The sequence below is a fragment of the Jannaschia donghaensis genome, assembly GCF_001403795.1.
Taxonomy (GTDB): domain Bacteria; phylum Pseudomonadota; class Alphaproteobacteria; order Rhodobacterales; family Rhodobacteraceae; genus Jannaschia; species Jannaschia donghaensis.
Genome location: NZ_CXSU01000012.1, coordinates 909,448 through 936,362 on the forward strand (window position 1 = coordinate 909,448; position 26,915 = coordinate 936,362).

Consider the following 26,915-nt stretch of genomic DNA (forward strand, 5'->3'; position numbering starts at 1 on the left):
AGAGCGATCACGGTGACCCCTTTGAGAAAATCAAGCAACGCTCTCCTCCGGAACATCTGCAGCCTTGATCAGTTCTTTTGCGTATCGCTTGGCTGGCGAAATGCTTTGCTTGTAATCGTCAGCAGCCAAGGACAGGGATTCTGGCGAGGTCGCGCGATCCAGATCGTCGCTCGACCAGTCGTCTGACAGTCGCTTGCTGATAGCGTAGCAAGTTGCTTTGCCGACACGAAATGCCATGAATTTTCGGGAGGCCCTCATAACGGCCGACCGGACGACTTCAGGCTCGCCCGAAGCCCGCAACTCAGCATCTAGCTCGACGGCCATGCGCTCCGCAGCCGAATAAAGACCGTTCACGAACAGCGTCTGCGCATCCTTATAAAACCTTCCTGCGCGCCCTTTCAGATTCTTGTCTGCTATCTCCTCCGGATCAGTGAGAATCTTGATTTCCGGCACACGCTCCAAAGACTGAGCCGAACGGGATAATTTGGAGCCATCTGGCGCTTTCCTAACCTTCTTGTGTTTCGCGCGCTGGCTCTTGTCCGGATCGCCTTCGGCTCCGTCTTTGCCGCTAGTCTCGCTCAGCTCCGGAAACTCAGTGTCGAGATCAGTCGGGTCCGATGTATCGGTTCCCTCATCCGCGCCCTCGGTTTGCATGGCCGAAAGGCGTCGTGACGGGCTCAGGGTCACCGTGGGAACGCGGAACTCATCGAGCAGCTTTTGAAGGTCACTTTGTAGATCGTCCAGATTGTCGTCCGACGCCGGAGACTCGGACCGAATGACGTCCTTCACCCAGTCGGGCATCAGTTCGCGTACGAAATCATCAAAGTCTTCGGCAACCATCGGAGACCGATCATCCGGCCAGGTCAGGCCATCCCGATATTGGTTTGGCAACGCCAGTTCGTCAGCGAGTTCGATCTCTACGGTGAGAACCTTCGACCCGAAAGGAATCCCAAAATTTGGAGCCGCCGCTGACCATGCTTTTCGGGATTTGATGTCGTATCGCTCACCTTTATGGACCAAGGCGCAGAAGGTCGTCGAGCTGGTTGCCGGATTGGCGAGCGCACTTAGGGAGTGGCTGTAGCTCTCATGTTTCGGGTCGTGGATATAGTGAATCCGCAGTTCCCCACCCGGGGCATCGACCCATTCGTGGTTGGGGAGCTCTTCCACCACCTCGTCGAGTGTTTTCAGCCGTCGCGTGCGGCCCGTTTCATCTTTACCACCGCCCTTGGTCATGGCGACATCGACCCGCACTTCGGCGCCTTCCGCAAACCGCGCAAACCGCCGGAAGATCGCTGAAGGAATGAAGCTACGATCTTGGGGTTTTCCCTTCCCCAAAGGCTCGGCAACAGTGTCGTGATCTTCGCTCTCGCCCATTAGAACGACTTCCGTCCAATCGAACGCGGTCTCCCGCCCCTCATCGAGGACAGCCTGTGTCACGTCATACACGGTGTCGAAACTGCCATCGGGCAGCTCGACCGGAAAACGGACATAGGTCTGTTCCTCGGCATCGAAGCCGATGACCACTTCGTTGACGACGCCATCCTTGCACGAGCGATAACGAATGCCTTCCCGCGACATGGTCAGGCCGGAGACTTTGGCGCCAATCCCGAAGTTTCCATCGAGCGCCATCTCCTTGTTGATCGACGACGACAACTCGGTCGCCTGTTTCAGCTCTCTATCATCCATGCCGGTCCCGGTGTTCCAGAATGTGAGCTTCCGGACCCCTTCGATGACTGTCGGGTAGATCTCGATCCGACGATTTCCGGGAGCAGCGCTGGCTGCACTTTCATCGGCGTTCTTGAAAAACTCGCGGACCAAGGTGCTGACCGGAGCTTGCTCGATCAGTCGATTGATGAGGAAGCGCTTGTCATGAATGTTGAGTGGTTCTGCCTTCATGCGGCGCGCCCCTACAGTTTGAATTTGTCGGCGCCATCGCCGGAATTGGATCCAAATTTTCGCTCGACATCGCCTGTCGCATCGCGGAGCGCTTTGATGATTTTCTTCACATCATCGTCCGAATATTCATAGGCGCGCCGGTTCGACAGATTGCCAAGCTTGCGAATCGCGTCCAGCGCCGACTGCGTCCTTCCCTCAGCAAGTCGCACAAATTTCTCGCGTTTTTCAGAGCGTTCGGCCACCAATGAACCATCCTTCGCACATTTCACAGAGGTCATTAGATATGGTTCGCGCACGTATTAGTCAATAATCTGATGAAATTCACCAAATTGTGCGGACCATTCACGCAAACTATGAGAGAAATTCACACGTCCAGCTGTCACGAAGGGCGACTGGATGCATTCAGGTTTTGTGGGGAAGGCCTTCCCCTACAGTCGAGCCTGTAGTCTCGCCCGACCCCTTCTGCGGGGAGACCCCGCAACGACCCCTTAGAGTGAGAGGTCTGCGGCTGTCGCCGTGACGGGTTTGGAGGTCGAGAGAGAGGCTCTCCGGCCGCCCGTCCTGGAGATCAGCCATGACTACAATCGAAATCACGAACGGCCGTCCCGCGAGCGGCGGCTACAAGGTGGATGTGTCCCGCGGCGGGCATAATGGGCGCGTGTCGTCCGAATGGTTTTCCCGGCCCGACGATGAGAAGTATCTCTCGCTCTCGGACCTCTACGCCTCGGTGAAGGGCCGCGCCGCGCGGAGCAAGACGCGGACGGTCGAGAGCGCTGCGATCCGCGTCGAAGCCCATCGCGAGGATCCGGAGAAGCTCGCACTCGTCCTCCCGGACGCCGAGGCGCCCGTCGCACCCACCCATTGGAGCTTCGGCCAGCTCGCGAGCCTGGTCAGCGCACCGGCGGCCTATCTGCGCCAGCTTCCCGCGCCGCTCGCCGGCATCAATTTGCAATACGGCCTCACCAACCACCGCGCCGAGCAGGTCAAGACGATGGAGTTCGCCAACGGTCGGACGGAACTGCGCGCCGTGACTGGGCCGGACTATGGCCGCATCTACGACCACGAGCTGGTCTCCGCCGTTCAGCGCATCGCGGGCGACGGCGTCGGCGACACGCGCTGGAAGGTGCCGGGCGTGCTCGACTGGTCGACGGGCCTCTACAACCCGGTGGTCGACGTAACCAAAGACACGACCACGCTCTACGCCTCCGATCGCGACGTGTTCCTCTTCCTGGTCGACGATAGAAACCCGATCGAGGCGGGCACGCTGCCTGACGGATCGCCAGACCTCTACTTCCGGGGCTTTTATTGCTGGAACTCGGCGGTCGGCGCCAAGACGCTCGGCATAGCGAGCTTCTATCTCCGCGCCGTCTGCCAGAACCGCAATCTCTGGGGCGTCGAGGACTTCCAGGAGATCACGATCCGGCATTCCAAATACGCCGCGAACCGCTTCGCGCACGAGGCGGCCCCGGCGCTGGCGAACTTCGCCGACTCCTCGCCGCAGCCCTTCATCCAGGGCATCCGTTCCGCGCGCGAACGGATCGTCGCCCGCAGCGACGAGGATCGCACTGACTTCCTGCGCAAGCGCGGCTTTTCGAAAGCCGAGACAGGCAAGATCGTCGAGACTGTCCTCGCCGAGGAAGGCCGCCCACCCGAAAGCGTTTTCGATTTCGTCCAGGGCATCACCGCCGTCGCCCGATCGAAGCCGCAGCAGGATGCGCGCCTCGCCATGGAGACCCGCGCCAAGAAGCTGCTGGAGGTCGCCGCCTAGACCCGCCGTTCCGCTTCGGTCCTTACCCTCTGTCCACGGTCCATCGCTTCCGGAGAGGAAGAGGTGGGCCGTGGTTTTCGTGACGGGTCTGGAGGTCAGAGAGAGTCTCGTGACCGCCCGTCGCGGAGAAATCCCATGACGAAGTCCAAGAAAATCACCCTCAGCGCCTCGCGCGACATCCCCTTCAACAAGCTGGTACTCAGCCAGTCTAATGTCCGCCAGATCAAGGCCGGCGTCTCGATCGAAGAACTGGCCGAGGATATCGCCCGGCGCACGCTCTTGGCGAGCCTGACCGTCCGGCCCGTGCTCGACGACGATGGCGCGGAGACCGGCATGTTCGAGATCCCGGCGGGAGGGCGCCGCTACCGCGCGCTCGAACTGCTCGTGAAGCAGCGCCGGCTCAACAAGACCGCGCCGGTGCCGTGCATCGTGCGCACAGATGGGCTCGCCGAAGAGGACAGCCTCGCCGAGAACATCCAGCGCGCGCCGCTGCATCCGCTCGACCAGTTTCGCGCCTTCCGGGCGATGCGCGAGAAGGGCAAGAGCGAGGAAGAGATCGCCGCGGCCTTCTTCGTCTCGGTCAGCGTCGTCAAGCAGCGCCTCAAGCTGGCCGCCGTCTCAGCGACACTGCTTGACGCCTATGCCGAGGCGGAAATGACGCTCGACCAACTCATGGCCTTCACAGTCAATCCCGACCACGAACGCCAGCAACAGGTTTGGGAAGCGCTCAGGCAGCACTATTCCAAGCAGCCCTATGAAATCCGCCGAATGCTGACCGAGGGCGCCGTACGCGCCTCCGACCGGCGGGCGCAATTCGTCGGGCTCGACAACTATGTCGAAGCGGGCGGCGAGGTGCTGCGCGACCTCTTCCAGAGCGACGATGGCGGCTGGCTGCAGGATGCAGCGCTGCTCGAAACCATGGTCACCGAGAAGCTGAACGAGGAGGCCCAGGCCATCCGCGCCGAAGGCTGGCACTGGATCGAGGTCGGCACCGACTTTCCTTATGGCCACACCTACGATCTGCGGCGCATTCGCGGCGAGGCCGAGCCGATGAACGATGAGGAAGAGAAGACCTACGAGGCGCTCAAGACCGAATACGACAAGCTCGAAGACGAGTATGCCGAGGCGGATGAACTCCCCGAGGAGGTCGACGAACGGCTCGGCGAGATCGAAACGGCGATGGAAGCGCTTCAGAACCGTCCTATCCGATTCGAGGCGGAGGACTACGCTATTGCGGGCGCCTTCGTCAGCATCGACGGCTCCGGCGGTCTGCGCGTCGAACGTGGCTATGTGCGGCCCGAGGACGAACCGGCAGTCGAAGCTGAGGATGACCCCGACGGCGAGACCGTCAATCCCGATAAGGATGTTGAAGTCGCTGACGCATCAGACCAGGTGACAGATCAAGATGACGAAGACGAGGATGACGACGGCACCAAGCCGCTGTCGGACCGCCTCATCTGCGAACTGACCGTCCATCGCACGATGGCGCTGCGCGATGCCCTCGCGAACGATCCGCAGCTCGCGATGCTCGCTTGCCTGCACGCGATAGTCCTGCAGCTCTTCTACCATTATGGCCAGGACAGCTGTGTCGAGATCAGCCCGCGTTCCACGCAGTTCGGCTCGCAAGCGCCGAACCTCGGCGACGCTGCCTATGTCCAGTCGATCGATCTCGGGATCGAGACCTGGGCAGGTAATCTGCCCAAGCAACCGGAAGACCTGTGGGCCGTGCTGACCGAATGGGACAGCGACAGCCGCGATGCGCTCTTCGCCCATTGCGTGGCGATGACCGTCAACGCGGTGCAGGAACCGCACCACCGCAAGCCGCGTCAGATTGCACATGCCGACATCCTCGCATCGACGCTTGGTTTGGACATGGTGAAGGCGGGCTGGACGCCGACGGCGGACAGCTATCTCGGCCGCGTGACCAAGGCGCAGATCCTCGCCGCAGTGCGCGAGGCGAAGGGCGACAAGGACGCCGACCGCATCGCCGGGTTCAAGAAGCCCGACATGGTCGAAGCAGCCGAGGAGTTGCTTGCGGGCACGGGCTGGCTTCCGCAGCCGCTGCGCACGGCCCCGCTCGCCGAAGAGCCCGACGAGCCGGAGTTCGAAATCGTCGATGACGGTGATGTCACGTCCGACGAACCGGCGGTCGAGGAAGAGGATGCTGCGCTCCAAGCCGCCGAGTGAGAAGTACAAAGACAGGCGTTCGGCGGCCCTCGGCCCATGGTTCGACGCACCCGATTGGGTGATGATTGAACTGTCGCCGAAGCCGCCTTCGCCCACATTCGAGCAGTTGGCGACCACCAACAGAGGGAGACGATCCCCCTACTCCCTCGACCCGGGGCCTGTCGGACGCGGCAGGCCCTTTTTCTGTGCACCACTCAGGAGACCGACATGGACAGCCCCGCCGCAGACCTTTCGCAGAAGCTCGGCCGCAAGGCCGAAGCAGTCTGCCGCCACTATCTGTGCAATGGGCGCAAGCACGGAAATTACTGGGTGGTCGGTGATGTCGATAACAGTCCCGGTCGCAGCCTCTATGTCCGGCTCACTGGGCCGACACGCGGCAAGGGCGCGGCGGGCAAATGGACCGACGCCGCCACCGGCGAGCATGGTGACCTGCTCGATTTGATTGCCGCCAATCTCAACCTCTCAACACTGCGCGACACGCTCGACGAGGCGCGTCGCTTTCTCAGCCTTCCGCGTCCCGAGCCAGCCGCGCCACAGCGGCAAGAACCGGCTCCGCAAGGATCACCCGAAGCGGCCCGACGCCTATGGGCGATGGGCCAGCCGATCAGCTGCACACTGGCGGAGCGTTATCTTTCTGCACGTGGATTGGCAGACTTTCGAAGCGCGACCGCGCTTCGTTTCCACCCGAACTGCTACTACTGGCGAGAGGACGCGGACGCCAATGACCCACCTGAAGCTTGGCCCGCCTTACTCGCCAAGGTCACCGACAGTACCGGCACACTGACCGGGGTGCATCGGACATGGCTTGATCCGCAGACGGCCGAGAAGGCTCCGCTCGATCCCAACCGCAAGGCGATGGGCAATCTGCTCGGTCACGCCGTCAGGATTGGACAGCACTCTGACATCCTCGCCGTCGGCGAAGGCCTGGAGACGATGCTCTCGCTCAGACTGGCACTTGCCGGTTTGCCGATTGCAGCGGCACTGTCTGGCAATCATCTCGCAGCCTTCGATCCGCCATATGATCTTCGCAGGCTCTATGTCGCCATCGACAATGACGGAGCCGGACTGGCGGCATTCGATGCACTGACCGTTCGCTTCGAGGACAGTGACCTGCACCCTCTGCCGCTCCGTCCGATGCTGGACGACTTCAACGGCGATCTCCGGAAACACGGCATCGACGAGATGCGCAGCCATTTGCGTCCCCAGCTCTTGCCGGTCGATGTTCCGACCTTGCTCGCGGTCGAGACCGACTGAAGCAGAGAACCGGTCTCGTCACCTGGACAAGCGGAATGAACCTCACGCCGTAGAGCCGCGCCTGACGGCCTTCCCGAGAGGGGCGAGCCGGAGCGGAACCCGCCCGGTCCGGCAATGGCTGCGGCGACACCGTTTTCCGCCGCCGAACCACAGGTTCGGCTTTGCATCGCGATACAAAACGGCGTCGCATCCGCCATCCTCCGCTGACGCTCCGGCCGACGCAGCCACGGGGTCCCCGCGAAGTACCACTTCGTGGGGAATTGCGTCGGTGCAGGCCCGGTCGCGCCCCGCTTTCCGTCGCCCATGAAGGCCGCGCGAGGCGCGGTCAGCGACAAGGAGGCACAACGCCAATGACCCAGCACGAACCCGAGACACGCTCCGCCACAGCCCTCGTCCTCGACGAACTCCAGCTCTTCGGACATCGCCCCTTCGCCGATGAGCCCGATCCGCGGCCGTTGCCAGACGCCAGCATCGTCGAAGGCGCGATCGCCGACATCTTTGATGCACTTGTCATGGCGCTCGGCGACACGCGGCTCGAACCCGATCTCGAAGACCTGCTCTGGTCGACCACCAATGTCTTCCACCGCATGGCAACCCGCATCGATCGCAAGCTCGACGATAACGAACAGGCGCAGCGACGTGCGCAGCGCAGCCAGGACGGCTCTGAAGTCCGCTCGTTAGAACTGGAACGCCTCATCGCTGAAGGGCTGACGCTCACCGAACAGCGCAACGCCTATGACAGCATGCGTGATCTCGCTGCCGAGCATTTCGAGGCGCATCTCGGCCAGACCTGGCATCCGCGCTCGGGCAGCCACGTCAATCGCAAGCACATGACCGCCGCGATGATCGACAGCCGCGACTATCTCGACGCGAAGCGCAAGACCGAACTCGAACCGCTGGTTCCGACAGGCACCAAGATTGCCTTCACCGGCGGGCAGGACGTAAGTGATACCGGGGCCATCTGGGCCGCCCTCGACAAGGTCCGCGCCAAGCACGACGACATGGTGCTCCTGCATGGTGGGTCGCCCAAAGGCGCGGAACGCATCGCGGCCTGCTGGGCCGGCAATCGCAAGTGCCAACAGATCGTCTTCAAGCCGGACTGGACTCGCCACGGCAAAGCCGCGCCGTTCAAGCGCAACGATCAACTCCTGGAAACCCTGCCGATCGGTATGATCGTGTTCCCGGGTTCGGGCATCACCGACAACCTCGCCGACAAAGCCAAGGTGCTGGGCATCCCGCTCTATGATTTTCGCGCAACGAAAGGCGGATCGTCATGACCCGTGATGCGTATATCGCATCGCGATGCGCCACACGGGAATATTCCGCGAACACCGCGGATATGCTATACTTTATTAGTGCCGTGGCGGTGGTGGAGGCGCATCCCATGAGAGGAGACCGCCCATGTTCGTATCAGCCTTACTAAGTGTCATCGGCCTCGGCTTCCTCGTCTGGGTGTTGTTCGCACTCGCTGTCTACGCGCTGCCCGCATTCGTCGGGGTGAGTGTTGGCATGTATGTCTACGACACCGAAGCGGGCGTGATTGCGGCACTGGTCGCAGGGATGTTTGCCGCCGCTTTCACCTATCTCATCGGCCAGATCGTCTTCGCCAAGGCGCAGTCCGTCCCCATTCGTTTGGCCATCGGCGCGCTCTTCGCTGCCCCTGCCGGCGTCGCCGGGTTCTCTGCGATCAAGGGCCTGTCGCAGATCGGCGGTGCGTCAGAGGGCTGGACGCTGGCCTTCGCCATCATCGGCGGGATCGTCACCGCGGGCACCGCCTGGGTGCGGATCGCAAGCCTCGCTGGTCCCATCGATGAGGATGATGGGCATCACACAGACGCCATGCAGGCGAGTTCGTACGTGAACGATCGCTGAAACCACGCCGCCGAAAACCATGCAGCATCACGGTATAGAGCGAGGCACGTTGAAGCTCCAATATGGGTGTTCGGCTGAGCGCGTCTGATCTCGTTCGAGCGCCCCGACCGAGCAAAGCACATATCGAACACCGCCAGGCCTCAGTGGGAGGGAACATTCTCGCATCGCCGGGAGAGCTTGGCGATGAACATGCTCTGCGCCGTTCTGCACGCCAGAGCCTGTCTTTCTCCGATCGACATTGCCGATGGATTGCCCGGTCCGAGGGTGGCGGTCATTTCTCGTTCCATGCCCTCGCCACCCGCGTCCGTCACGGCCTCTCATTGGGCTGATCTGACTGGGATCGGCTGACGCCTCGACCGCCTCAGCCGCAACGCCGGGTTCGGACTTTCTTCCCCTGGGCTTTGCCCATTCCTCGCGGGACGACCCTGACGGGTCCAAGAAAGTCCGCCCCCGGCGTCCTCCGCGTGCGCTGCGGGCCAAGGGCTGCGTCGGCGGATCGTCCCGGTCCTGACGATCGCCATCGAGACCGCGACGGGCGCGGGATCGAAAGCCAATAGGAGAAATGACATGGCCACCATCGGAACCTTCAAGAAGACCGGCAACGAATACGTCGGAGAAATCGTCACCCTCAACGTGCAGGCGCAGAACGTCCGCATCGTCCCCGAGGACAGCACCTCCGGCGAGAACGCCCCCTCCCACCGGGTCTTCGTCGGCCGCGCCGAGATCGGCGCCGCCTGGTCGAAGCGTTCGAACGAGGACCGCGACTATCTGAGCCTCAAGCTGGACGATCCGAGCTTCACCCAGCCGATCTACGCCAACCTCTTCGATGACACCGTCGTCGAAGGTGGCGAGGAAACCTTCAGCCTCATCTGGTCCCGGGCACGCCGCAAGAACGGTGAGTAAGGCGACAATCGCCCCGTCCGGGAAACCGGGCGGGGCTTTTCATCTAGCAGATTAGCAAATCACGATCGCAGGTAAGGTCAGCCTGAAATTGTTTCCATCACGCCTTTCGGTGCGAAGGAATGCCGCCTCTACTCAGTTTCGATATGCTGTGGCAGAGCCCGCTGTTCCTTACGCTCCCAGGTCTCAATAAGAAACAGCGCGATAGAGCTTGCCGAATTTAGTGCCAGGCGCGCAATCCGGGAGTCGATCCGTCGGAACCCTTTCTCGCGGCCATGTGCGTCGCCACCGTGTGTGCGCAGAGCTCCGACCCCCTTCGCAACAGACGTCAGCCCACCAAGAATCTGACGCACATCCTGCTCAACTTCAGAAGGAAGATCCGTACGGCCAGGAGACAACTCGAGCGGCTCTTGGACAGCCTTGAGCAGCCCGTCGATATCTTTCCTTGCGGGCAAAGGCTGGCCCAACTCCAACAGGATTGATCGGCAAACCGCCTCAATCAAAGAACAGGCCGCCGTAACAGCATCTTCGGGATCTTCCTGTAGAGAAGGAAGTGCACGGGCGATCTCGATTTGCACGGTATCAAAGTCAAGCGTCTCAACTTTGCTGATAAAAGGTTCGACTATGAAGCCTGTCGCCTCGCGCTTGGTGAGATGAGCTTTTCCGCCCACTAGCGTTACTGCTAGGCCGTCTGGCTCTAGTGCGCGGTTAATATGTTCACGGACGGCGGCGGCTTTGTCCGGCTCGGCCAGATACTCCCGGGGATCGCAGATTTTGAGGAGCAGCTGCTTGACACGCTCGTTGCCATCATCTTGGTACGCAACTCGCCGTAGCGCATCCGTCGTTGCTGGAACGCGCGAGCTCGACCCAATGCGCATATCAATGCCGCAGTCTAGAAAGAATTGCTCGATCTTCGGCCCAGACCGGTAAATACCAATCGGGGGCGTCGAGTCGTTGCCGCCCCCACCAGTGATAGTGTCAACGAGCGCCTTAATAACATACGGTGAGAAGGCGCCACTCATTAGTATCCTTTCTTACTTTTGTACCTCGACATTGGCACCGTAGCCGAAATTGGCGGAATTTGGGGAAGTCGTGCCTCTCTCTGCGTCCAGTGTGTTCAACTTATAGCACTCGATCAGGTCAGCGACCGGCAAGTCGGGCCTCATCGCGTTCGTTAAGCAGCGCCGCCGGTGCGATATCAAGCGCCTGCGCAACATGCCAAAGTGTAATGATCGTGACGTTCTGCTGACCGCGCTCCATGGCGCTGACATGAGCTCGATCCACACCCATTTTGACTGCGAGAGCGGCCTGGCTCATGTTCGCTTCGGTGCGGTAGTGCTTGAGATTACTCCCAAATGTATGACGGATATCCATCCGCCGACAAAGGCCTATCGCGTATTTTGATGCGACGCACTATAATACGCGCAGACGCCCGTGCTAGTGTCACCCGAAAGCAGGAAAACGACCGCTAAACTGTCGGATGCTTGCCAGCCAAGGTGACAATCAGGCACTAACCGTTAACGCATCATTGCGCACGGGGGGGGGCAGAAATGACAGGAACGGGTACTGAAGACTTTGCTGATAGACCTCCCGCGGGCAGTTCTGTCACAGAGTATGACCGCCAGCATCTCAAGCTTTATGCGCGCCTGCTCGATGCGGAGGCGGACGGGGCATCCCTATACGAGGTCGTTCGGATCCTGTTCGGGATCGACGCGAGTGATGAGCCTGAGCGCGCCCGACAATTGCATGACAGTCACCTTGGTCGCGCGCATTGGATGGCCGAGAACGGCTATCGAGACCTTCTCCACTCGCAAGCTAACTGACGAGATCCCGCGAGTGTGGTGATGCGGTCGGCGCATCGCCATATGTCTCTGGTCCCCCTACAAATTCCCCTTTAGCGCGAGAATACTCTTCGATGACCGGCGGCTATCACGCGCCGGGTCTTCGTTGGAGGTGCAGTCATGTCTCGGAACTGGCGCAGTGAAACCGACTACGATTACATCAAGGAACTCGATGCATCCGGTCTCGCCTGGGAATGTTTGAGGCGCAATCCGCGCTATTGCGCTGCCTTCCCAACCATGACCGACGCGGAGGCGGTCACTTGGGGGTTGCGATTTCCCGGTCGATCCTGAGCTTTCGGCGACAGATGCAAGGCTCTACTGGACGCCAGCAAGTGCGCCCGCCGTTACTGCTTTCGTCTCCACTATCCCCGATCAGCACATGGCGCCCATCCGGCTTGATCGCATCATCCTCGAAGCGCGGCGCGGGCAAAGGGCCCGACATTGGGCCTGTCTTAAGACCGGCTTGGTCATTGTCTCCGATGACTCTCTGATCTCCGACAAACCGTTCGGAGTGCTCCTCCCGCTCGGTTCCGATTGGTCGATCCGCGTCGACGCCGCGCAGCGGCTAAGAGCCGTCTGGCATGGCCGGAAGCCACGGTCCTGGTTCACAGATCAACGGCGGCATCGCATCGGGTACGCGTTGCGGACGACCGACGCGAAGCAGGGTGGAGCGCGCCTGCGCGACATCGCCGTCACGTATTTTGGGGCACGTCGCGTCGCCGCCGAACCGTGGAAGACGAGCGCCCTGAAAGCGCAGGTGGCGCGTCTTGCAGGTTACGGGCAGGTCCTCACCGGCGACGGGTATCGTCAGTTGTTGCGCGGAAAAACGGCCAGTCAACCGCCTAGGAGATAGCTCGCCACCTTGCCACAGCAGGCGCCCAGGCCTGCCCAATTTCAGACGCTTCTAAGAGGGTGACGATTTCCTCGCGAAACCTTCGTCATCCCTCTGAGGCGCTCTTCTCCGCTTCTCTGTCCATCAGCCGTCCCTCGCATCCCGCGACGGACCCGCGATGACCAGAGGAGCCCCCGATGCCCGATGCCAATGCCGGCCTGCCGCCGCGCTATCTCAGAACCCCCGAAGCCGCCCGCTTTCTCGGACTGTCGGGCAGAACGCTGGAGAAACACCGCACCTACGGAACAGGCCCGCGCTACTCCAAGATCGGCGGACGTGTCGTCTACGCGGTCGAAGATCTGCAAGCCTGGGTCAGTCGCGGAGAGAAGCGTTCAACCTCCGATGACACGGACGACACTGTCCTTCCCGCCAAGCGGCACGCGGCGATCTCGCCTGCCTATAGTGGCGAGAAGCGCTCATGAGCGGGCGGACGACCATCGAACTCACATGGATCAAAGGCCGTATCGAACGCTGGCTGAGCTTCGGTCGGATCGTTCAGGAGACGATCAAAAGTCGTTCGGTTCGCGTTGTCAGTGTCGATCCCGGCAGCGTCTTCGCCTTCGTTCGCTGGGCCGCGAACGACTACGGCACGGTCGAGAGCCGGGTCGACATCTTGCAAGCCGTTAGCCCCGACGAGCGCTACTCAACCGTGCCTTTCGTCACGCCCGGAGGCGCGTCTCTCCTGCGGCTTTCTGGCTGGCCGAAGGTCGAAGCGGTGCTGCTCACCATCGACCAGATCGAGGCCGAAGGCATCGCGCCGGAAGAGGTGTGCCCGGACCATTGGCGGCACGTCCACAACCGCCTCGGCTGCAATCTCGAGGTGCGTCCTTACACGCCGTTTCAGCATGACGCCTGGCTCAAAAGACAGGCGCTGACGGCATGAAACGCGGACGCACCTCACTCCTCATCGGAAGCGCCGGTATCGCCCTGATTGCATTCTCCGCGATCGTCCGCGCCAATCCGATCCTCGTCTGGAACGCCTCGGCCAGCGTGCCCATCGGTTTCTACGCAGTGCAACCGCTCGACACGTCGGATGTCGGCGATCTCGTCGTACTCGAACCGCCTTCGCCGCTCGGGGATTGGCTTCTGGAGCACGGTTATCTCGGCGCCGATGTCCCGCTCATCAAGCATATCGCCGCACTTCCCGGGCAGCGTGTCTGCCGTATCGGCGCCACCGTCAGCATCGACGGCGTGACAGTCGCGACCGCCAAGACACGCGACCGTTTCGACCGCCTGCTGCCCGTCTGGCAGGGCTGCCAGCTGCTCACCGACGATCAGATCTTCTTCCTCAATCCCGACACCGAGGCGAGCCTCGATGGCCGTTATTTCGGGCCGCTTCCGCGCGACACGATCGTCGGTCGCGCTGTGCCGATCTGGACGCGGGAAGGCTAACGCTATGGGCTTCCTTTTCCCTTCCGGTCGTCGCTTCATCGCCGCTTCCGCGATCCTGATCGCGATTTCCGGCTGCGCCGACCCGCCCGCCGCTGACGCACAGGACACGGTCTCACGCTCCACGGAGACCACCGCGCCAATGTCCGATGTCGACGCTCACATTGCCGAAGCTGCGCAACGCTTTCGCATCCCCGAGCGCTGGATACGCGCTGTCATGCAGGCCGAAAGTGCGGGCAATGCGCGCGCCGTCAGCAGCGCCGGTGCGATGGGCCTGATGCAGATCATGCCTCGTACCTGGGCCGAGCTTCGCGCAGCTCATGGCTTTGGGACCGACCCGTTCGACCGCCGCGAGAACATCCTCGCGGGTGCGGCCTATCTGCGCCAGATGTACGATCAGTTCGGCGCGCCAGGATTTCTCGCAGCCTATAATGCTGGCCCCGGACGGTATGCCGAGCACCTGCGGACCGGGCGCGTGTTGCCGCGTGAAACGCGCCGCTACGTTGCAGCGCTTTCTCAGGAACTCGGCTTTTCGGATTCAGCGCCGTTGCAGCCGGTGCGCACCGTTTCTGCCAACCGATGGCAAGCTGCCCCGCTTTTTGCGCCCCTCACAGCTTCGCGTGAAACGCAACGCAGAGCCGCCTCGGACCGCACACCAGTCGATGTTCAGATCTCAGATGACCCGACCCAGCCCGGTTCACAGGACCACCAACCGAACCCGCTTTTCGTCTCCAGAACCGGGGACTCAGACCGGTGACCGCAGCGATCTGGCTCCGCCCCGTTCCGTCGTGCTGCTTCGTATGGAATGCGGCAGACGGAGGATTGCAGCAGGAATCAACGACGGGAGGGCAAGATAAAAGGCCGCGCGCAGATTGCTGCTACGGCGTTGTTGTTGTTGGAGTTTTTGCGTGCTGCGCATTTGGTCGCAGTGCTGCACTCACAGCTAACCCTCTGATTATGAGCGCTTTTCACCGTGCCATATCTGATTTTGGGGAGGCACGAGGGTGAGCCAGCACGATAACGACATCCGCATCACACCGGGGCGTATCCGCGACAAGGGTCCGTCGGCCAGGCGCACGAAGAGCTTCGTCGGACAGGTCATGCGCGCCGCGAAGAAGGCGGGGCATACCGGCAACCATTTCAGAACGAGCGGCGGTCGTGCCGGACGGTCGACCTTCGGGCGCGGACGCTTCGTCAGAGTCTCACGCGGCCTCGCACGAACGCAGCGCCGGGTCGTCGTGAATGCGCGGATCGTCCGGCATCGCGGTCAGAAGTTCCGGTCCGCACCGCTCGCCAAGCATCTCGATTATCTGAAACGCGAGGGCGTCACCAAGGACGGCCGAGATGCAGGGATGTTCGACAAGGAGCACGACCAGGCCGACGATCGCGCCTTCGCCGCGAGCACCGAAGATGACCGTCATCATTTCCGCTTCATCGTCTCGCCGGAAGACGCCGAACAGATGGAGGATCTGCGCGCCTTCACTCGCGACCTCATGGCCCAGGCCGAGCGCGATCTCGGCACCGAACTCGATTGGGTCGCCGTCGATCATTGGAACACGGACAATCCGCATGTCCATGTCCTGGTCTGCGGCAAGGCCGATGACGGCAAAGACCTGGTTATCTCCCGGGACTACATCAGCCGCGGTCTGCGGGGCCGGGCCGAAGAGCTTGTGGAGCTGGAGCTCGGGCCGCGCAGCGAGAAGGAGATTGCGGCCGGTCTCGATGCAGAGATTGGCGCGGAGCGATGGACGAGGCTTGATCGGGCGCTGCGCGACTATGCGAAAGACGGTCTGGGCCTCGCCGATCTGCGTCCCGGCGCGCCAGACATCGGGGACAAAGAGCTACACCGCCGCATGATCGGCCGGGCTCAGACGCTGGAGCGCTTCGGCCTTGCAGAAATGCTCGCGCCGTCCGTCTGGCAGCTCAAGCCAGGCATGGAAGAGACGCTGCGCGAAATGGCCGTGCGCGGCGACATCATCAAAACGATGCACCGGGCGATGGGTGGTCAGGCCCGCGCACAAACCGACTTCGCCATCGAAGGACAGCCGGACACTCCCATCCTCGGCAAGCTGGTCGACCGAGGCCTGCACAATGAACTCTCCGGCGAAGCCTATGCGATCATCGATGGGGTCGATGGGCGTCTCCATCACCTACGCTTCCGCGATCTCGATCTCACCGGCGACACGCCTATCGACGGGATCGTCGAGACGCGGAGTTGGGCCGGGAATGATGGAGGATCGCGACGCCTGGCTTTGGTCGGGCGGTCGGACATCGCGCTCGAGAAACAAGTCGATGCCGATGGTGCGACCTGGGTCGATCGGCTGGCGCTCGCCAAGACCCGTGCGCCGATGGCGCAGAGCGGGTTCGGGGCCGAGGTCCGCGACGCATTGGAGAAACGCGCCGAGCATTTAGTAGGACAGAGTCTCGCGACGCGACAAGGGCAGCGGGTCACCTTCAACCGCGATCTACTCAAGACACTGCGCCAGCGCGATCTCGACAGAGCAGCGAGCAAGATCGCCGACAACACTGGCCTGCCATTCCGAACGTCCGGTGACGGCGAGACCGTTGCGGGGACCTATCGCCAACGCCTCGATCTCGCGTCGGGCCGCTTTGCCATGATCGACGACGGCATGGGGTTCGAGCTCGTGCCCTGGAAACCCCAGCTCGAGAAACATCTCGGCCAGACCGTCTCGGGCACCGTCACGGCCGGCGGCGGCATCGACTGGTCGCTCGGCCGCAAGCGCGGCCTGTCGATCTGACCCCGGAGAACCGTATGACCTCGAAGAAGCACGCATCACCGGCCACCGCCATCCTCTGGGGTCAGATCCTCATCGTCTCGACCGTCGCGCTGCTGTTCGTCTGGGCGGCGACGCAATGGGTCGCGTTCCGGCTCGGCTTTCAGTCCGAATTGGGTGACCCGATGACGACGATCCTCGGCCTGCCCATCTACGCGCCGTGGAATGTCTTCGTCTGGTGGTATTGGTACGACGCCTATGCGCCGCGCGTCTTCATGGAAGGCGCGATCGTCGCCGGTGCGGGCGGCATTGCTAGTGTCGCTGTCGCGATCTTTCTCTCCGTGCTGCGCGCCCGTGAAGCGAGCAATGTCACCACCTACGGCTCTGCCCGGTGGGGGACCGAGAAAGATATGCGCGAGGCGGGATTATTCGTCGACGACGGCGTGGTGCTCGGACGCTACCAGTCTCGCTATCTCCGCCACAACGGACCCGAGCATGTGCTCTGCTTCGCGCCAACGCGCTCGGGCAAGGGTGTCGGTCTGGTTGTGCCGTCACTGCTCACCTGGCCGGGCTCCGCCATCGTCCACGACATCAAGGGTGAGAATTGGCAGCTCACGGCGAAATACCGCTCCCGCTTCAGCCGGGTGCTGCTCTTCGATCCAACCGATCCGACCTCGGCGGCCTACAATCCGCTGCTCGAAGTGCGGCGCGGCGACAGTGAAGTGCGCGACGTCCAGAACGTCGCCGACATCCTGGTCGACCCCGAGGGTCTGCTCGAACGGCGGAACCATTGGGAGAAGACCAGCCATTCGCTTTTGGTCGGCGCGATCCTGCATGTCCTCTATGCCGAAGCGGACAAGACGCTCGCCGGCGTCGCGGCCTTCCTGTCCGATCCGAAGCGCCCGATCGAGTCGACCCTCGCCGCCATGATGCGCACGCCGCATCTCGGAGATCACCCGCATCCGGTAGTCGCGCAGGCCGCGCGCGAGCTTCTGAACAAGTCCGAGAACGAACGCTCCGGTGTGCTCTCGACGGCGATGAGTTTCCTCGGACTCTATCGCGATCCGGTCGTCGACAAGGTCACGCGTCGCTGCGACTGGCGGATCGACGATTTGGTGACCGGCCACAGACCGGTAACGCTCTATCTCGTGGTCCCGCCATCGGACATCTCGCGGACCAAGCCCCTGATCCGTCTTGTGCTCAATCAGATCGGTAGACGGCTGACCGAGGATCTGCACGCCATGCGCAGCCACCGCATGCTGCTGATGCTCGACGAGTTTCCGGCACTCGGGCGGCTCGACTTCTTCGAGAGCCAGCTGGCCTTCATGGCCGGCTATGGGATCAAGGCATTCCTGATCGCGCAATCGCTCAACCAGATCGAGAAGGCCTACGGGCAGAACAATGCGATCCTCGACAACTGCCACGTCCGTGTCGCCTTCGCGACAAATGACGAGCGCACAGCGAAGCGGGTGTCTGACGCCCTCGGTACCGCCACTGAGATGCGGGCGATGAAGAACTATGCCGGGCATCGGCTCTCCCCATGGCTCGGACATCTCATGGTCTCCCGGCAGGAGACTGCGCGACCGCTCCTCACGCCCGGCGAGATGATGCAGCTCCCGCCAACGGACGAGATCGTGCTGGTCTCCGGCGCGCCGCCGGTACGCGCAGAGAAAGCGCGCTACTACACCGATCCGCAATTCAAGGCACGGATCGCGCCGCCGCCGGATCGCAATGTGCAGGCTGGAGCGGCCGGCAGCATAACGGACGATTGGAGCGGTCGCGAGCCGATCGTTGCGCCCCCGCCCAAAAAACGGAAGGGGTCGAGCGAGGATGTCAACGGCGGCATTCGGCGACAGCCCGATCTCCCGGAACACGAAGACATCGCGCCTGAGCCAGCGCCAGCACGGAGCGAGTTTGCCGATCTGGATGACGAGCCGGAAGACGATGCACAGCGCGCAAAAGCCATGCGCGACCGGTTTGGCACCGTCGCGCGGCAAGCCTCGCTCGATCCCGATGACGGGATCGAGCTTTAGGAAATGGCCGTGAGGAAGGAGCGCTTGAACGTGTATTTCGACCCGGCTCTATCAGGCGAGTTGGAGGCGTTGGCCGCGCGGCGGAAGGTTTCGAAATCGCAAATCGTGGAAGCGGCGCTCGCCACTTTCCTGTCGCCAGACGGAGCGGATCAGCGCGAGGCTGCGATCGTCCGGCGTCTGGATCGGCTGACCCGGGCTGTGGAACGGTTGGAACGCGATCTATCCATCGGCAATGAGGCGATGGCCCTGTTCGTGAAGTTCTGGCTGACCACCACGCCGCCGCTGCCGGATGAGATGCGCGAGGCCGCACAGGCCTCGGGCAAGGAGCGTTATGACGGGTTCGTAGAAGCGCTCGGGCGGCGAATCGCAAAGGGGAAAACGCTCACCAAGGAAGTCTCGGAGGACATCCGCGAGCGAACATCCACCGTCTGACGCCATCGCGACTTCATGCGAAATGCGCTTGTCCCTGCCTCTCTACGCCACCGCACTACTACCCCGTCAAACCTGTTGCGACTGACCATTTAACGGTCTTCTTGATCGACCCCGTAACCAGATGCGGGGCCGCGAATGACCGTCCACACTCTTAAATCAGCAGCGATCGAGCGCGGTTCCCGCATGCTCCGCACAGCGCTCGGCGCCGATATCGCCGCCTGGCTCGACGAGGACGCCGTCGTCGAAGTGATGCTCAATCCATGCGGACGCCTCTGGGTCGACCGGCTCGGCGAGGGTCTCTGCGATACGGGCGCCACGCTTACCGCCGACGATGGCGAGCGGATCGTTCGCCTCGTCGCCCATCATGTGGGAGCCGAAGTCCATGCGGACGCGCCGCGAGTATCCGCCGAGCTACCCAGAACCGGCGAACGCTTCGAGGGATTGCTCCCTCCGGTCGTCGCCGCGCCCACGTTCGCGATCCGCAAGCCCGCCGTCGCCGTCTTCACGCTAGACGATTATGTCCGCGCCGGGATCATGGACTCCGCCGCAGCCGGTGCATTGCGCGAAGCCGTCGCATCCCGAGCCAATATCCTCGTCGCAGGCGGCACATCCACGGGCAAGACGACACTCACCAATGCGCTGCTGGCCGAAGTGGCCAAGACCTCCGATCGCGTCGTCTTGATCGAGGACACGCGCGAGCTCCAATGCACAACGCCGAATCTGGTCGCCCTGCGCACCAAGGACGGCGTCGCGACGCTGTCTGATCTCGTCCGCTCGTCTCTTCGCCTGCGCCCGGATCGCATCCCCATCGGTGAGGTGCGCGGGTCCGAAGCCCTCGATCTTCTCAAAGCCTGGGGAACCGGCCATCCGGGCGGGATCGGCACCATCCACGCGGGCTCGGCCATCGGCGCGCTGCGCCGCCTCGAACAGCTCATCCAGGAAGCCGTCGTCACCGTCCCGCGTGCGCTAATCGCGGAGACCATCGACGTGCTCGCCGTCCTGCAAGGACGCGGCAGCGATCGCCGCCTCGCGGACCTAGCGCGCGTCACGGGCCTCACCGACCAAGCCGACTACGCGCTCCAATCCCTTCTCCCCAACCCGAAAGGACCCGCCACATGACCACCCGACTCAATCTCCTCTATCCCCGCTGGCCCATCTATGTCAGCGCCGCCGCGATCGGTTTCCTCCTCGCCGCAGGACAAGCCGAGGCCGCGGGGTCGGGCATGCCCTGGGAAGCCCCACTTCAGGCGATCCTCGAATCCATCGAAGGCCCGGTCGCCAAGATCGTCGCGGTCATGATCATCATCATCACCGGTCTGACGCTCGCTTTCGGCGACACCTCGGGTGGCGCGCGTCGGCTCGTGCAGATCGTCTGCGGTCTGTCGATCGCGTTCGCCGCATCGAGCTTCTTCCTGTCCTTCTTCTCCTTCGGCGGCGGCGTCCTCGTATGAGCGATCCGACCGATATTCCCGGCTTCACCGCGCCCGTGCATCGCGCACTGACTGAGCCGATCCTCCTGGGCGGCGCACCGCGAACCATCGCGATCGCCAACGGCACCATAGCGGCAGCCGTGGGTCTGGGCCTCCGCCTCTGGCTCGTCGGGCTCGTTCTTTGGGCCATCGGCCACATGCTCGCGGTCTATGCTGCCAAGCATGACGCGCAGATCGCAGACGTCGCGCGCCGCCACCTCCGTTATCCGACCTGGATGGGGGTGTGACCCGATGATGCGCCTCGCCGAATACCGTTCCAAAGCCGCGCTGCTGTCGGATTTCCTGCCTTGGGCCGCGCTGATTGCTGACGGCGTCATCCTCAACAAGGATGGCAGCTTCCAGCGGACGGCAGCCTTCCGGGGACCGGACCTCGACTCCGCGACGCCATCGGAATTGGTCTCGACCGCGGCCCGCCTCAACAGCGCGCTTCGACGTCTGGGGTCGGGCTGGGCCGTGTTCGTCGAAGCACAGCGCATCCCGGCACGCGAGTATCCGCTCTCCGAGTTTCCTGATCCGGTCTCGGCGCTGGTCGATGCAGAGCGCCGCGCGCAATTCGAGGAAGCGTCATCCCACTATGAGAGCCGCTATTTCCTGACGCTGACTTGGATGCCGCCTGCGGACGACACAAGCCGCGCCAGCGGATGGCTGTTCGAGGATGCACCGAGCAAGGGTGCAAACCCGCGCGAGCATCTCGCCGCGTTTCGGTCCCGCAGCGATCGGCTGCTCGACCTCTTCGAAGGATTCATGCCGGAAGCCGCTTGGCTCACCGACGAGGACACCCTCTCTTACATGCATTCGACGATCTCGACGCGGCGGCAAGCCGTCCGCGTCCCCGAAACCCCGATGCATCTGGACGGATATCTCGCCGACGAGCCGTTGGTCGCCGGTCTAGCTCCGAAGCTCGGCAACGCGCATTTGCGCACGCTGTCCATCGTCGGGTTTCCGACCTCGACCTGGCCCGGCCTGCTCGACGAGCTCAACGCGCAGGCTTTCGAGTATCGCTGGGCAACGCGCGCCATCTGTCTCGACAAGACTGACGCGACCAAGCTCTTCACCCGCATCCGCCGCCAATGGTTCGCCAAGCGCAAATCGGTCGCCGCGATCCTCAAGGAGGTGATGACCAACGAATCCTCGACGCTTCTGGACTCGGACGCCGACAACAAAGCGCTCGATGCAGACGAAGCGCTACAAGAGCTGGGAAGCGATATCGTCGGCGCGGCCTATGTCACCGCAAGCATCACCGTCTGGGACGAAGACGAGCGCGCAGCGGACGCCAAGATCAAGCTCGCCGAGAAGGTCGTGCAGGGTCGCGACTTCACCTGCATCCCGGAGACGCTGAACGCCATCGAGGCCTGGCTCGGCTCGCTGCCCGGGCATCTCTACGCCAATGTCCGCCAACCGCCGATCTCGACGCTCAATCTCGCCCATATGATCCCGATATCGGCGGTCTGGGCCGGGCCGCAGCGGAACGACCATCTGGACGGCCCGCCGCTCTTCTATGCCGAGACGCAAGGGGCGACACCGTTTCGCTTCTCGACCCATGTCGGCGATGTCGGCCACACGCTCATGGTCGGTCCGACCGGCGCGGGCAAATCCGTGCTGCTCTCGCTCATGGCGCTGCAATTCCGGCGCTATGCGGACGCCCAGATCTTCGCGTTCGATTTCGGCGGTTCGATCCGCTGCGCGACGATGGCCTGCGGCGGCGATTGGGAGGATCTCGGCCTCGCGCTGTCCGACGAAGACGACGCGGTCCAGCTGCAACCGCTCGCGCGGATCGACGACGCGGCCGAACGCAGTTGGGCGCAGGACTGGCTCGCCGGGCTTTTGGCCCGCGAAGGCGTCACCATCGACCCGGTGGCGCGGGATCATCTCTGGTCGGCGTTGACCTCGCTCGCATCGGCCCCGGTCGAGGAGCGCACGCTGACCGGCCTCTCGGTGCTCCTGCAATCGAACGATCTGAAGCGCGCGCTGGCGCCATTCTGCCTTGGCGGTCCGTTCGGTCGCTTGCTCGACGCCGAGAGCGAGGCGCTCGGGACGGCCGACTTCCAGGCCTTCGAAACCGAGGGCCTGATCGGCTCCGCCGCTGCGCCTGCCGTTCTCGCCTATCTCTTCCACCAGATTGAGGCCCGGCTCGATGGACGGCCGAGCCTCATCATCGTCGACGAGGGCTGGCTCGCGCTCGACGACGCGACCTTCGGCGCGCAGCTGCGCGAATGGTTGAAGACACTCCGCAAGAAGAACGCCTCCGTCGTCTTCGCCACCCAATCGCTCGCCGATATCGACGGCTCCGACATCGCTCCTGCCATCATCGAGAGCTGCCCGACCCGCATCTTCCTGCCCAACGAGCGCGCCTTCGAGCCGCAGATCGCCGCAACCTATCGCAGCTTCGGGCTCAACGACCGTCAGATCGAGATCATCGCGAGGGCGACGCCCAAGCGTGACTATTACTGCCAGTCGCGCCCCGGCAATCGGCTCTTCGCGCTCGGTCTGGGCGAGATCGCGCTCGCCTTCACGGCGGCTTCCTCCAAAGCCGACCACGCCGCCATCGACGCGATCTTCGAAGAGCACGGGCGAGACGGCTTCGCCGCCGCCTGGCTCGCCCGGCGCGATCTCGGCTGGGCCGCCGAACTGCTCGGTCCCTCCGATGCCGTGATCAAGGCCACCCCATTCCCCACCCCAGAAGCCAACAACCACAAGGAGAAGACTGATGTTCAAGACCAAGACACGTAAACTGGCAGGGCGCGCCGCCGCAGCCCTGTTACTGTCGAGCGCGGTCGCGATGGCCCCAGCCACGGCACCGCCCGCCCACGCATTCTTCGGCGGCGGGTTCGGCGGGATCGTCTACGACCCGACCAACCACGCCGAGAACCTGCTAACCGCCGCGCGCACACTGGAGCAGATCAACAACCAGATCGCGCAGCTCCAGAACGAAGCGCAGATGCTGGTCAATCAGGCCCGCAATCTCGCAAGCCTGCCGTATTCCTCGCTCTCGCAACTGCAATCTTCCGTGCAACAGACCCAGCAACTTTTGGGTCAGGCGCAGCGCATCGCCCATGATGTGGCGACGATCGACGAGGCCTTCGCGCAGGATTACGGCGCGGCCGCCGCGCGGGGTGATTTCGACGACATGATCGCGGGCGCACAGGACCGCTGGCGGACCTCGGTCGCCGGGTTCGAGGACGCACTCAAGGTCCAAGCCGGTGTCGTCGAGAACATCGAGACCGCCCGCGCCGAGATGCAGACGCTTGTCGGCCGCAGCCAGGCCGCGATGGGGGCATTGCAAGCGACCCAGGCCGGCAATCAGCTGCTCGCGCTGCAGAGCCAGCAGATCTCCGATCTGACCGCCGCGATCGCCGCGCAGAACCGCGCGCAATCGCTCGAAGCGGCGCGCGTCGCGACGGCCGAAGCGCAAGCGCGCGAGAACCTCGACCGCTTTCTCGACTACGGCTCCGGTTACGAGCCGACCACAGTGCGGATGTTCCGGTAGGCCGCAATGAAACTGACCGCCGAGACCACGCTGAAAGCCAGCGCCATCGCCTTGGGCGCCGTTGCCGCGCTCATGGCGGCGATGGAACTCCAGCGCGCCCTTGAAGAGGAGCGTGCGGCCGAACCGGCGGCGGTGGTTTCGGACGATCCGTTGCGCGAAACTTTGCAGCGCTGCCGCACGCTCACCTCGGAAGCGCTGGAAGCCGACACCGAGTGTCAGGCCGCCTGGGAGGAGAACCGCCGCCGCTTCTTCGGCACATCCGCCAACGATCCGGAAACGGACTAGGCCATGGACGGCGTCGGCGTCATCGATCGGTTCCTTGAGGTTTTCACGACCTATATCGACAGCGGGTTCGGCCTGCTCGGCGGGGACGTCGCCTTCCTCGCGACCACGCTCATCGTCATCGATGTCACGCTTGCCGCTCTTTTCTGGGCCTGGGGCGCGGATGACGACATCATCGGGCGGCTCGTGAAGAAAACGCTCTTCGTGGGCGTGTTCGCCTACATCATCAGCAACTGGAACACGCTCGCACGCATCGTCTTCGAGAGCTTCGCAGGGCTGGGCCTCGTCGCCACCGGCGGCGCGATCGGCGCGGGCGAACTTCTGCAGCCCGGACGCATTGCCGCCGTCGGGCTCGAAGCCGGGCAACCGATCCTCGGATCCATCGCCGACCTGATGGGCTTTGTCTCCTTCTTCGAGAACTTTATCCAGATCTCGATCCTGCTCTTCGCCTGGATCGTGGTTCTGCTCTCTTTCTTCATCCTCGCCATCCAACTCTTCGTCACCCTGATCGAGTTCAAGCTGGCGACGCTCGCGGGCTTCATCCTCGTGCCTTTCGGGCTCTTCAACAAGACGGCCTTCATGGCCGAACGCGTTCTTGGTCTCGTCGTCTCCTCGGGCGTCAAGGTACTCGTGCTCGCCGTCATCGTCGGCATCGGCTCGACCATCTTCGGCGAATTCACCGCCGGGTTCACTGGAGAGCCGACCATCGAGGATGCGATGGCCGTCGTCCTCGCAGCCCTGTCGCTCCTCGCCCTCGGCATCTTCGGCCCCGGCATCGCCAACGGTATCGTGTCGGGCGGGCCGCAGCTCGGCGCAGGCGCGGCGGTGGGTGCGGGCCTCGCGGCAGGCGGCGTGGTCGCGGGCGGTCTCGCGGGCGCGAAGAGGGCCGGGACCGCTGGTGGCGCGGCCCTGCGCGGTGGCTCGGCTGTCGCAGGTGGTGCTTCGACAGCTTTTCAGATCGGCGCGGCGTCCGGAACGAGCAAGGCCGGGAAAGCTGCGAGCGGTATGGCCGCGGTCAGTCAGGCCGGGATCTCGGCTGCCGTCAGCCCGCTCAAGCGCGCCGTTGGCGACAGCTACCGCTCAGGTTCACGCGCAGCTTTCGAAGCCACTGGCGGCAAGTTCAGCAATTCCCCGTCTTCCATGCCGACCCCAGCCAATGACGGACCGCCGGCCTGGGCGCGCCGGATGAAACGCCAGCAGAGCTTGCAACACGGCACCGCCGTCGCCGCTCACGCCATCCGCTCCGGCGATGGCGGCGGCGCGGGCACGGCCATCAGCCTTTCGGAGAGATCATGAGATTCAAGCGACCCAGCGTGCGATACGCCAAGACCCCGGAACCGGTGACCCCCTACCAGAAGGCCGCGCAGGTCTGGGACGAGCGCATGGGCTCGGCTCGCGTCCAGGCGCGAAACTGGCGCCTCATGGCCATCGGGTGCCTCGCCACGACCGCGACCTTCGGTCTTGCTCTGGTCTGGCAGTCCACCCAGGGCACCATCGTTCCCTACGTGGTCGAGGTCGACCGGCTCGGCGCCGCCCAGGCCGTCGCCCCCGCGACCGCCAATTACCGCCCGACCGATCCGCAGATCGCCTTCCACCTCGCGCGCTTCATCGAGAACGTCCGACAGGTTCCCGCCGATCCGATTGTGCTCCGGCAGAACTGGCTCAGGGCTTACGATTTCACAACGGATCGCGGCTCCGTCGCGCTCAATGATTTCGCCCGCGAGAACGACCCCTTCGCCCGCGTTGGTGAGGTGCAGGTCACCGCCGAGATCTCGAGCGTCATCCGCGCGTCGGATTCCAGCTTCCGCGTCGCCTGGACGGAACGCCGCTATGTGAACGGCCAGCTCTCAGGCACCGAACGCTGGACCGGCATCCTCAGCGTCGTCATCCAGCCGCCCCGCGATGCCGACCGCCTCCGCAAGAATCCCCTCGGCGTCTTCGTCCACGCCATCAACTGGTCACGGGAGAACGCCCAATGAGACACCGAGTGTCAGCCAAACTTTCGATCACAACACTTCTCGCCGGCACGATGCTAGCCGGGTGCGCCACATTCAAACCGCCCGAGATCAGCTACGACGATCCGGTCGCCGCAACGCTGGTCGCGGAACCGGCGCTGCCTGTTCGGATCGTTGAGACACCGGAGCCTCTACCGCTGCCAGGCCAGCTCATGCGGATCGATGCTGATGATCGTCCGGCAGAAGCGGAGGAACCGACCGAGCGGGTGACCAACGCCAACGCCGCTGCCCGGATCGAACCAGTCCGAGATGGCTTCATCAACGCCGTCCAGCTCTATCCCTACAGCTCCGGCGCGCTCTATCAGCTCTACACCTCTCCCGGCCAGGTCACGGACATCGCGCTACAGGCGGGTGAGAGCCTCGTCGGGTCCGGCCCAATCGCGGCGGGTGACACCGCGCGCTGGATCATCGGCGATACAGAAAGCGGGTCCGGCGATAACCG

General features: G+C 63.3%; 29 protein-coding genes. 25 read left to right on the forward strand and 4 right to left on the reverse strand.

Annotation, left to right across the window (positions count from 1 at the left end; genetic code table 11):
• Positions 1-30: 30 nt before the first annotated feature.
• Positions 31-1,896: a hypothetical protein gene (locus tag JDO7802_RS13645; RefSeq protein ID WP_055086437.1), complete on the reverse strand. Its 1,866-nt coding sequence runs from the start codon at positions 1,894-1,896 to the stop codon at positions 31-33.
• 11 nt (positions 1,897-1,907) lie between these two features.
• Complete coding sequence (locus JDO7802_RS13650; protein ID WP_245624195.1) at positions 1,908-2,138, reverse strand: hypothetical protein; 231 nt, start codon at positions 2,136-2,138, stop codon at positions 1,908-1,910.
• Between the two features lie 332 nt (positions 2,139-2,470).
• On the opposite strand from JDO7802_RS13650, the gene JDO7802_RS13655 reads away from it, so the two are divergent.
• The 6 genes from JDO7802_RS13655 (at position 2,471) to JDO7802_RS13680 (ending at position 9,880) form a co-directional block, all read left to right on the forward strand.
• Positions 2,471-3,664, forward strand: a complete 1,194-nt coding sequence (locus tag JDO7802_RS13655; RefSeq protein ID WP_055086441.1) for a hypothetical protein — start codon at positions 2,471-2,473, stop codon at positions 3,662-3,664.
• A gap of 135 nt (positions 3,665-3,799) precedes the next feature.
• Positions 3,800-5,851 (forward strand): ParB/RepB/Spo0J family partition protein, encoded by a 2,052-nt coding sequence (locus JDO7802_RS13660; RefSeq protein WP_055086442.1) that lies wholly within the window; start codon positions 3,800-3,802, stop codon positions 5,849-5,851.
• A gap of 207 nt (positions 5,852-6,058) precedes the next feature.
• Positions 6,059-7,105, forward strand: coding sequence for a DUF7146 domain-containing protein (locus tag JDO7802_RS13665; RefSeq protein WP_055086443.1), 1,047 nt, complete (start codon positions 6,059-6,061; stop codon positions 7,103-7,105).
• Between the two features lie 350 nt (positions 7,106-7,455).
• Positions 7,456-8,382: a DUF2493 domain-containing protein gene (locus tag JDO7802_RS13670; protein ID WP_055086445.1), complete on the forward strand. Its 927-nt coding sequence runs from the start codon at positions 7,456-7,458 to the stop codon at positions 8,380-8,382.
• 124 nt (positions 8,383-8,506) lie between these two features.
• On the forward strand, positions 8,507-8,977 hold the full coding sequence (locus JDO7802_RS13675) for a hypothetical protein (protein ID WP_187298146.1): 471 nt from the start codon (positions 8,507-8,509) through the stop codon (positions 8,975-8,977).
• A gap of 567 nt (positions 8,978-9,544) precedes the next feature.
• Complete coding sequence (locus tag JDO7802_RS13680) at positions 9,545-9,880, forward strand: DUF736 domain-containing protein (protein ID WP_055086447.1); 336 nt, start codon at positions 9,545-9,547, stop codon at positions 9,878-9,880.
• Between the two features lie 128 nt (positions 9,881-10,008).
• Here the strand turns inward: JDO7802_RS13680 and JDO7802_RS13685 are convergent, their stop codons facing one another.
• Positions 10,009-10,899, reverse strand: coding sequence for an abortive infection family protein (locus JDO7802_RS13685; protein ID WP_055086449.1), 891 nt, complete (start codon positions 10,897-10,899; stop codon positions 10,009-10,011).
• A gap of 118 nt (positions 10,900-11,017) precedes the next feature.
• Positions 11,018-11,251, reverse strand: coding sequence for a helix-turn-helix domain-containing protein (locus JDO7802_RS13690; protein ID WP_055086451.1), 234 nt, complete (start codon positions 11,249-11,251; stop codon positions 11,018-11,020).
• Between the two features lie 176 nt (positions 11,252-11,427).
• Between JDO7802_RS13690 and JDO7802_RS13695 the strand changes: the two genes are divergently transcribed.
• The 19 genes from JDO7802_RS13695 to JDO7802_RS13780 form a co-directional block, all read left to right on the forward strand.
• Entirely contained in the window at positions 11,428-11,700 is a 273-nt protein-coding gene (locus JDO7802_RS13695; protein ID WP_055086453.1) for a DNA -binding domain-containing protein, read from the forward strand.
• 138 nt (positions 11,701-11,838) lie between these two features.
• Positions 11,839-12,009, forward strand: coding sequence for a transcriptional regulator domain-containing protein (locus JDO7802_RS18855; protein WP_222836408.1), 171 nt, complete (start codon positions 11,839-11,841; stop codon positions 12,007-12,009).
• An 88-nt stretch (positions 12,010-12,097) separates the two neighbouring features.
• The gene (locus tag JDO7802_RS13700) at positions 12,098-12,571 is read left to right on the forward strand and encodes a DUF2285 domain-containing protein (RefSeq protein ID WP_055086455.1); all 474 of its coding nucleotides are present in this window, start codon (positions 12,098-12,100) and stop codon (positions 12,569-12,571) included.
• 176 nt (positions 12,572-12,747) lie between these two features.
• Positions 12,748-13,032 carry a helix-turn-helix transcriptional regulator gene (locus tag JDO7802_RS13705; protein WP_055086457.1) on the forward strand — a complete coding sequence of 95 codons (285 nt, stop codon included), beginning with the start codon at positions 12,748-12,750 and terminating at the stop codon, positions 13,030-13,032.
• Positions 13,029-13,493, forward strand: a complete 465-nt coding sequence (locus tag JDO7802_RS13710; RefSeq protein WP_055086459.1) for a DUF2840 domain-containing protein — start codon at positions 13,029-13,031, stop codon at positions 13,491-13,493. Before JDO7802_RS13705 ends, JDO7802_RS13710 begins: the two co-directional genes overlap by 4 nt.
• Complete coding sequence (locus JDO7802_RS13715; protein ID WP_055086461.1) at positions 13,490-14,002, forward strand: S26 family signal peptidase; 513 nt, start codon at positions 13,490-13,492, stop codon at positions 14,000-14,002. Before JDO7802_RS13710 ends, JDO7802_RS13715 begins: the two co-directional genes overlap by 4 nt.
• Positions 14,003-14,006: 4 nt before the next feature.
• Positions 14,007-14,756, forward strand: a complete 750-nt coding sequence (locus JDO7802_RS13720) for a lytic transglycosylase domain-containing protein (RefSeq protein ID WP_055086463.1) — start codon at positions 14,007-14,009, stop codon at positions 14,754-14,756.
• 247 nt (positions 14,757-15,003) lie between these two features.
• Complete coding sequence (locus tag JDO7802_RS13725) at positions 15,004-16,758, forward strand: relaxase/mobilization nuclease domain-containing protein (protein WP_055086465.1); 1,755 nt, start codon at positions 15,004-15,006, stop codon at positions 16,756-16,758.
• A gap of 14 nt (positions 16,759-16,772) precedes the next feature.
• Positions 16,773-18,767 (forward strand): conjugal transfer protein TraG, encoded by a 1,995-nt coding sequence (locus tag JDO7802_RS13730; RefSeq protein ID WP_055086468.1) that lies wholly within the window; start codon positions 16,773-16,775, stop codon positions 18,765-18,767.
• Between the two features lie 3 nt (positions 18,768-18,770).
• Positions 18,771-19,199: a ribbon-helix-helix domain-containing protein gene (locus JDO7802_RS13735; RefSeq protein ID WP_055086470.1), complete on the forward strand. Its 429-nt coding sequence runs from the start codon at positions 18,771-18,773 to the stop codon at positions 19,197-19,199.
• Between the two features lie 183 nt (positions 19,200-19,382).
• Positions 19,383-20,318: a P-type conjugative transfer ATPase TrbB gene (gene trbB, locus JDO7802_RS13740; RefSeq protein ID WP_222836421.1), complete on the forward strand. Its 936-nt coding sequence runs from the start codon at positions 19,383-19,385 to the stop codon at positions 20,316-20,318.
• Positions 20,315-20,650 (forward strand): TrbC/VirB2 family type IV secretion system protein, encoded by a 336-nt coding sequence (locus tag JDO7802_RS13745; protein ID WP_055086474.1) that lies wholly within the window; start codon positions 20,315-20,317, stop codon positions 20,648-20,650. Before trbB ends, JDO7802_RS13745 begins: the two co-directional genes overlap by 4 nt.
• Positions 20,647-20,916, forward strand: a complete 270-nt coding sequence (locus JDO7802_RS13750) for a VirB3 family type IV secretion system protein (protein ID WP_055086476.1) — start codon at positions 20,647-20,649, stop codon at positions 20,914-20,916. Before JDO7802_RS13745 ends, JDO7802_RS13750 begins: the two co-directional genes overlap by 4 nt.
• Before the next feature lie 4 nt (positions 20,917-20,920).
• Positions 20,921-23,419: a conjugal transfer protein TrbE gene (gene trbE, locus JDO7802_RS13755; protein ID WP_083481172.1), complete on the forward strand. Its 2,499-nt coding sequence runs from the start codon at positions 20,921-20,923 to the stop codon at positions 23,417-23,419.
• The gene (gene trbJ / locus JDO7802_RS13760; protein WP_055086478.1) at positions 23,397-24,176 is read left to right on the forward strand and encodes a P-type conjugative transfer protein TrbJ; all 780 of its coding nucleotides are present in this window, start codon (positions 23,397-23,399) and stop codon (positions 24,174-24,176) included. The genes trbE and trbJ overlap by 23 nt, the downstream gene beginning before the upstream one ends.
• A gap of 6 nt (positions 24,177-24,182) precedes the next feature.
• Positions 24,183-24,461, forward strand: coding sequence for a putative entry exclusion protein TrbK-alt (gene trbK-alt, locus JDO7802_RS13765; protein WP_055086479.1), 279 nt, complete (start codon positions 24,183-24,185; stop codon positions 24,459-24,461).
• A 3-nt stretch (positions 24,462-24,464) separates the two neighbouring features.
• A complete protein-coding gene (trbL, locus tag JDO7802_RS13770; protein WP_055086482.1) occupies positions 24,465-25,754 on the forward strand; it encodes a P-type conjugative transfer protein TrbL in 1,290 nt (429 codons plus the stop codon).
• Positions 25,748-26,437 carry a conjugal transfer protein TrbF gene (trbF, locus tag JDO7802_RS13775; protein WP_144430621.1) on the forward strand — a complete coding sequence of 230 codons (690 nt, stop codon included), beginning with the start codon at positions 25,748-25,750 and terminating at the stop codon, positions 26,435-26,437. Before trbL ends, trbF begins: the two co-directional genes overlap by 7 nt.
• Positions 26,438-26,445: 8 nt before the next feature.
• The coding region (locus JDO7802_RS13780; protein WP_245624196.1) for a TrbG/VirB9 family P-type conjugative transfer protein at positions 26,446-26,915 on the forward strand (470 nt) is incomplete at its 3' end.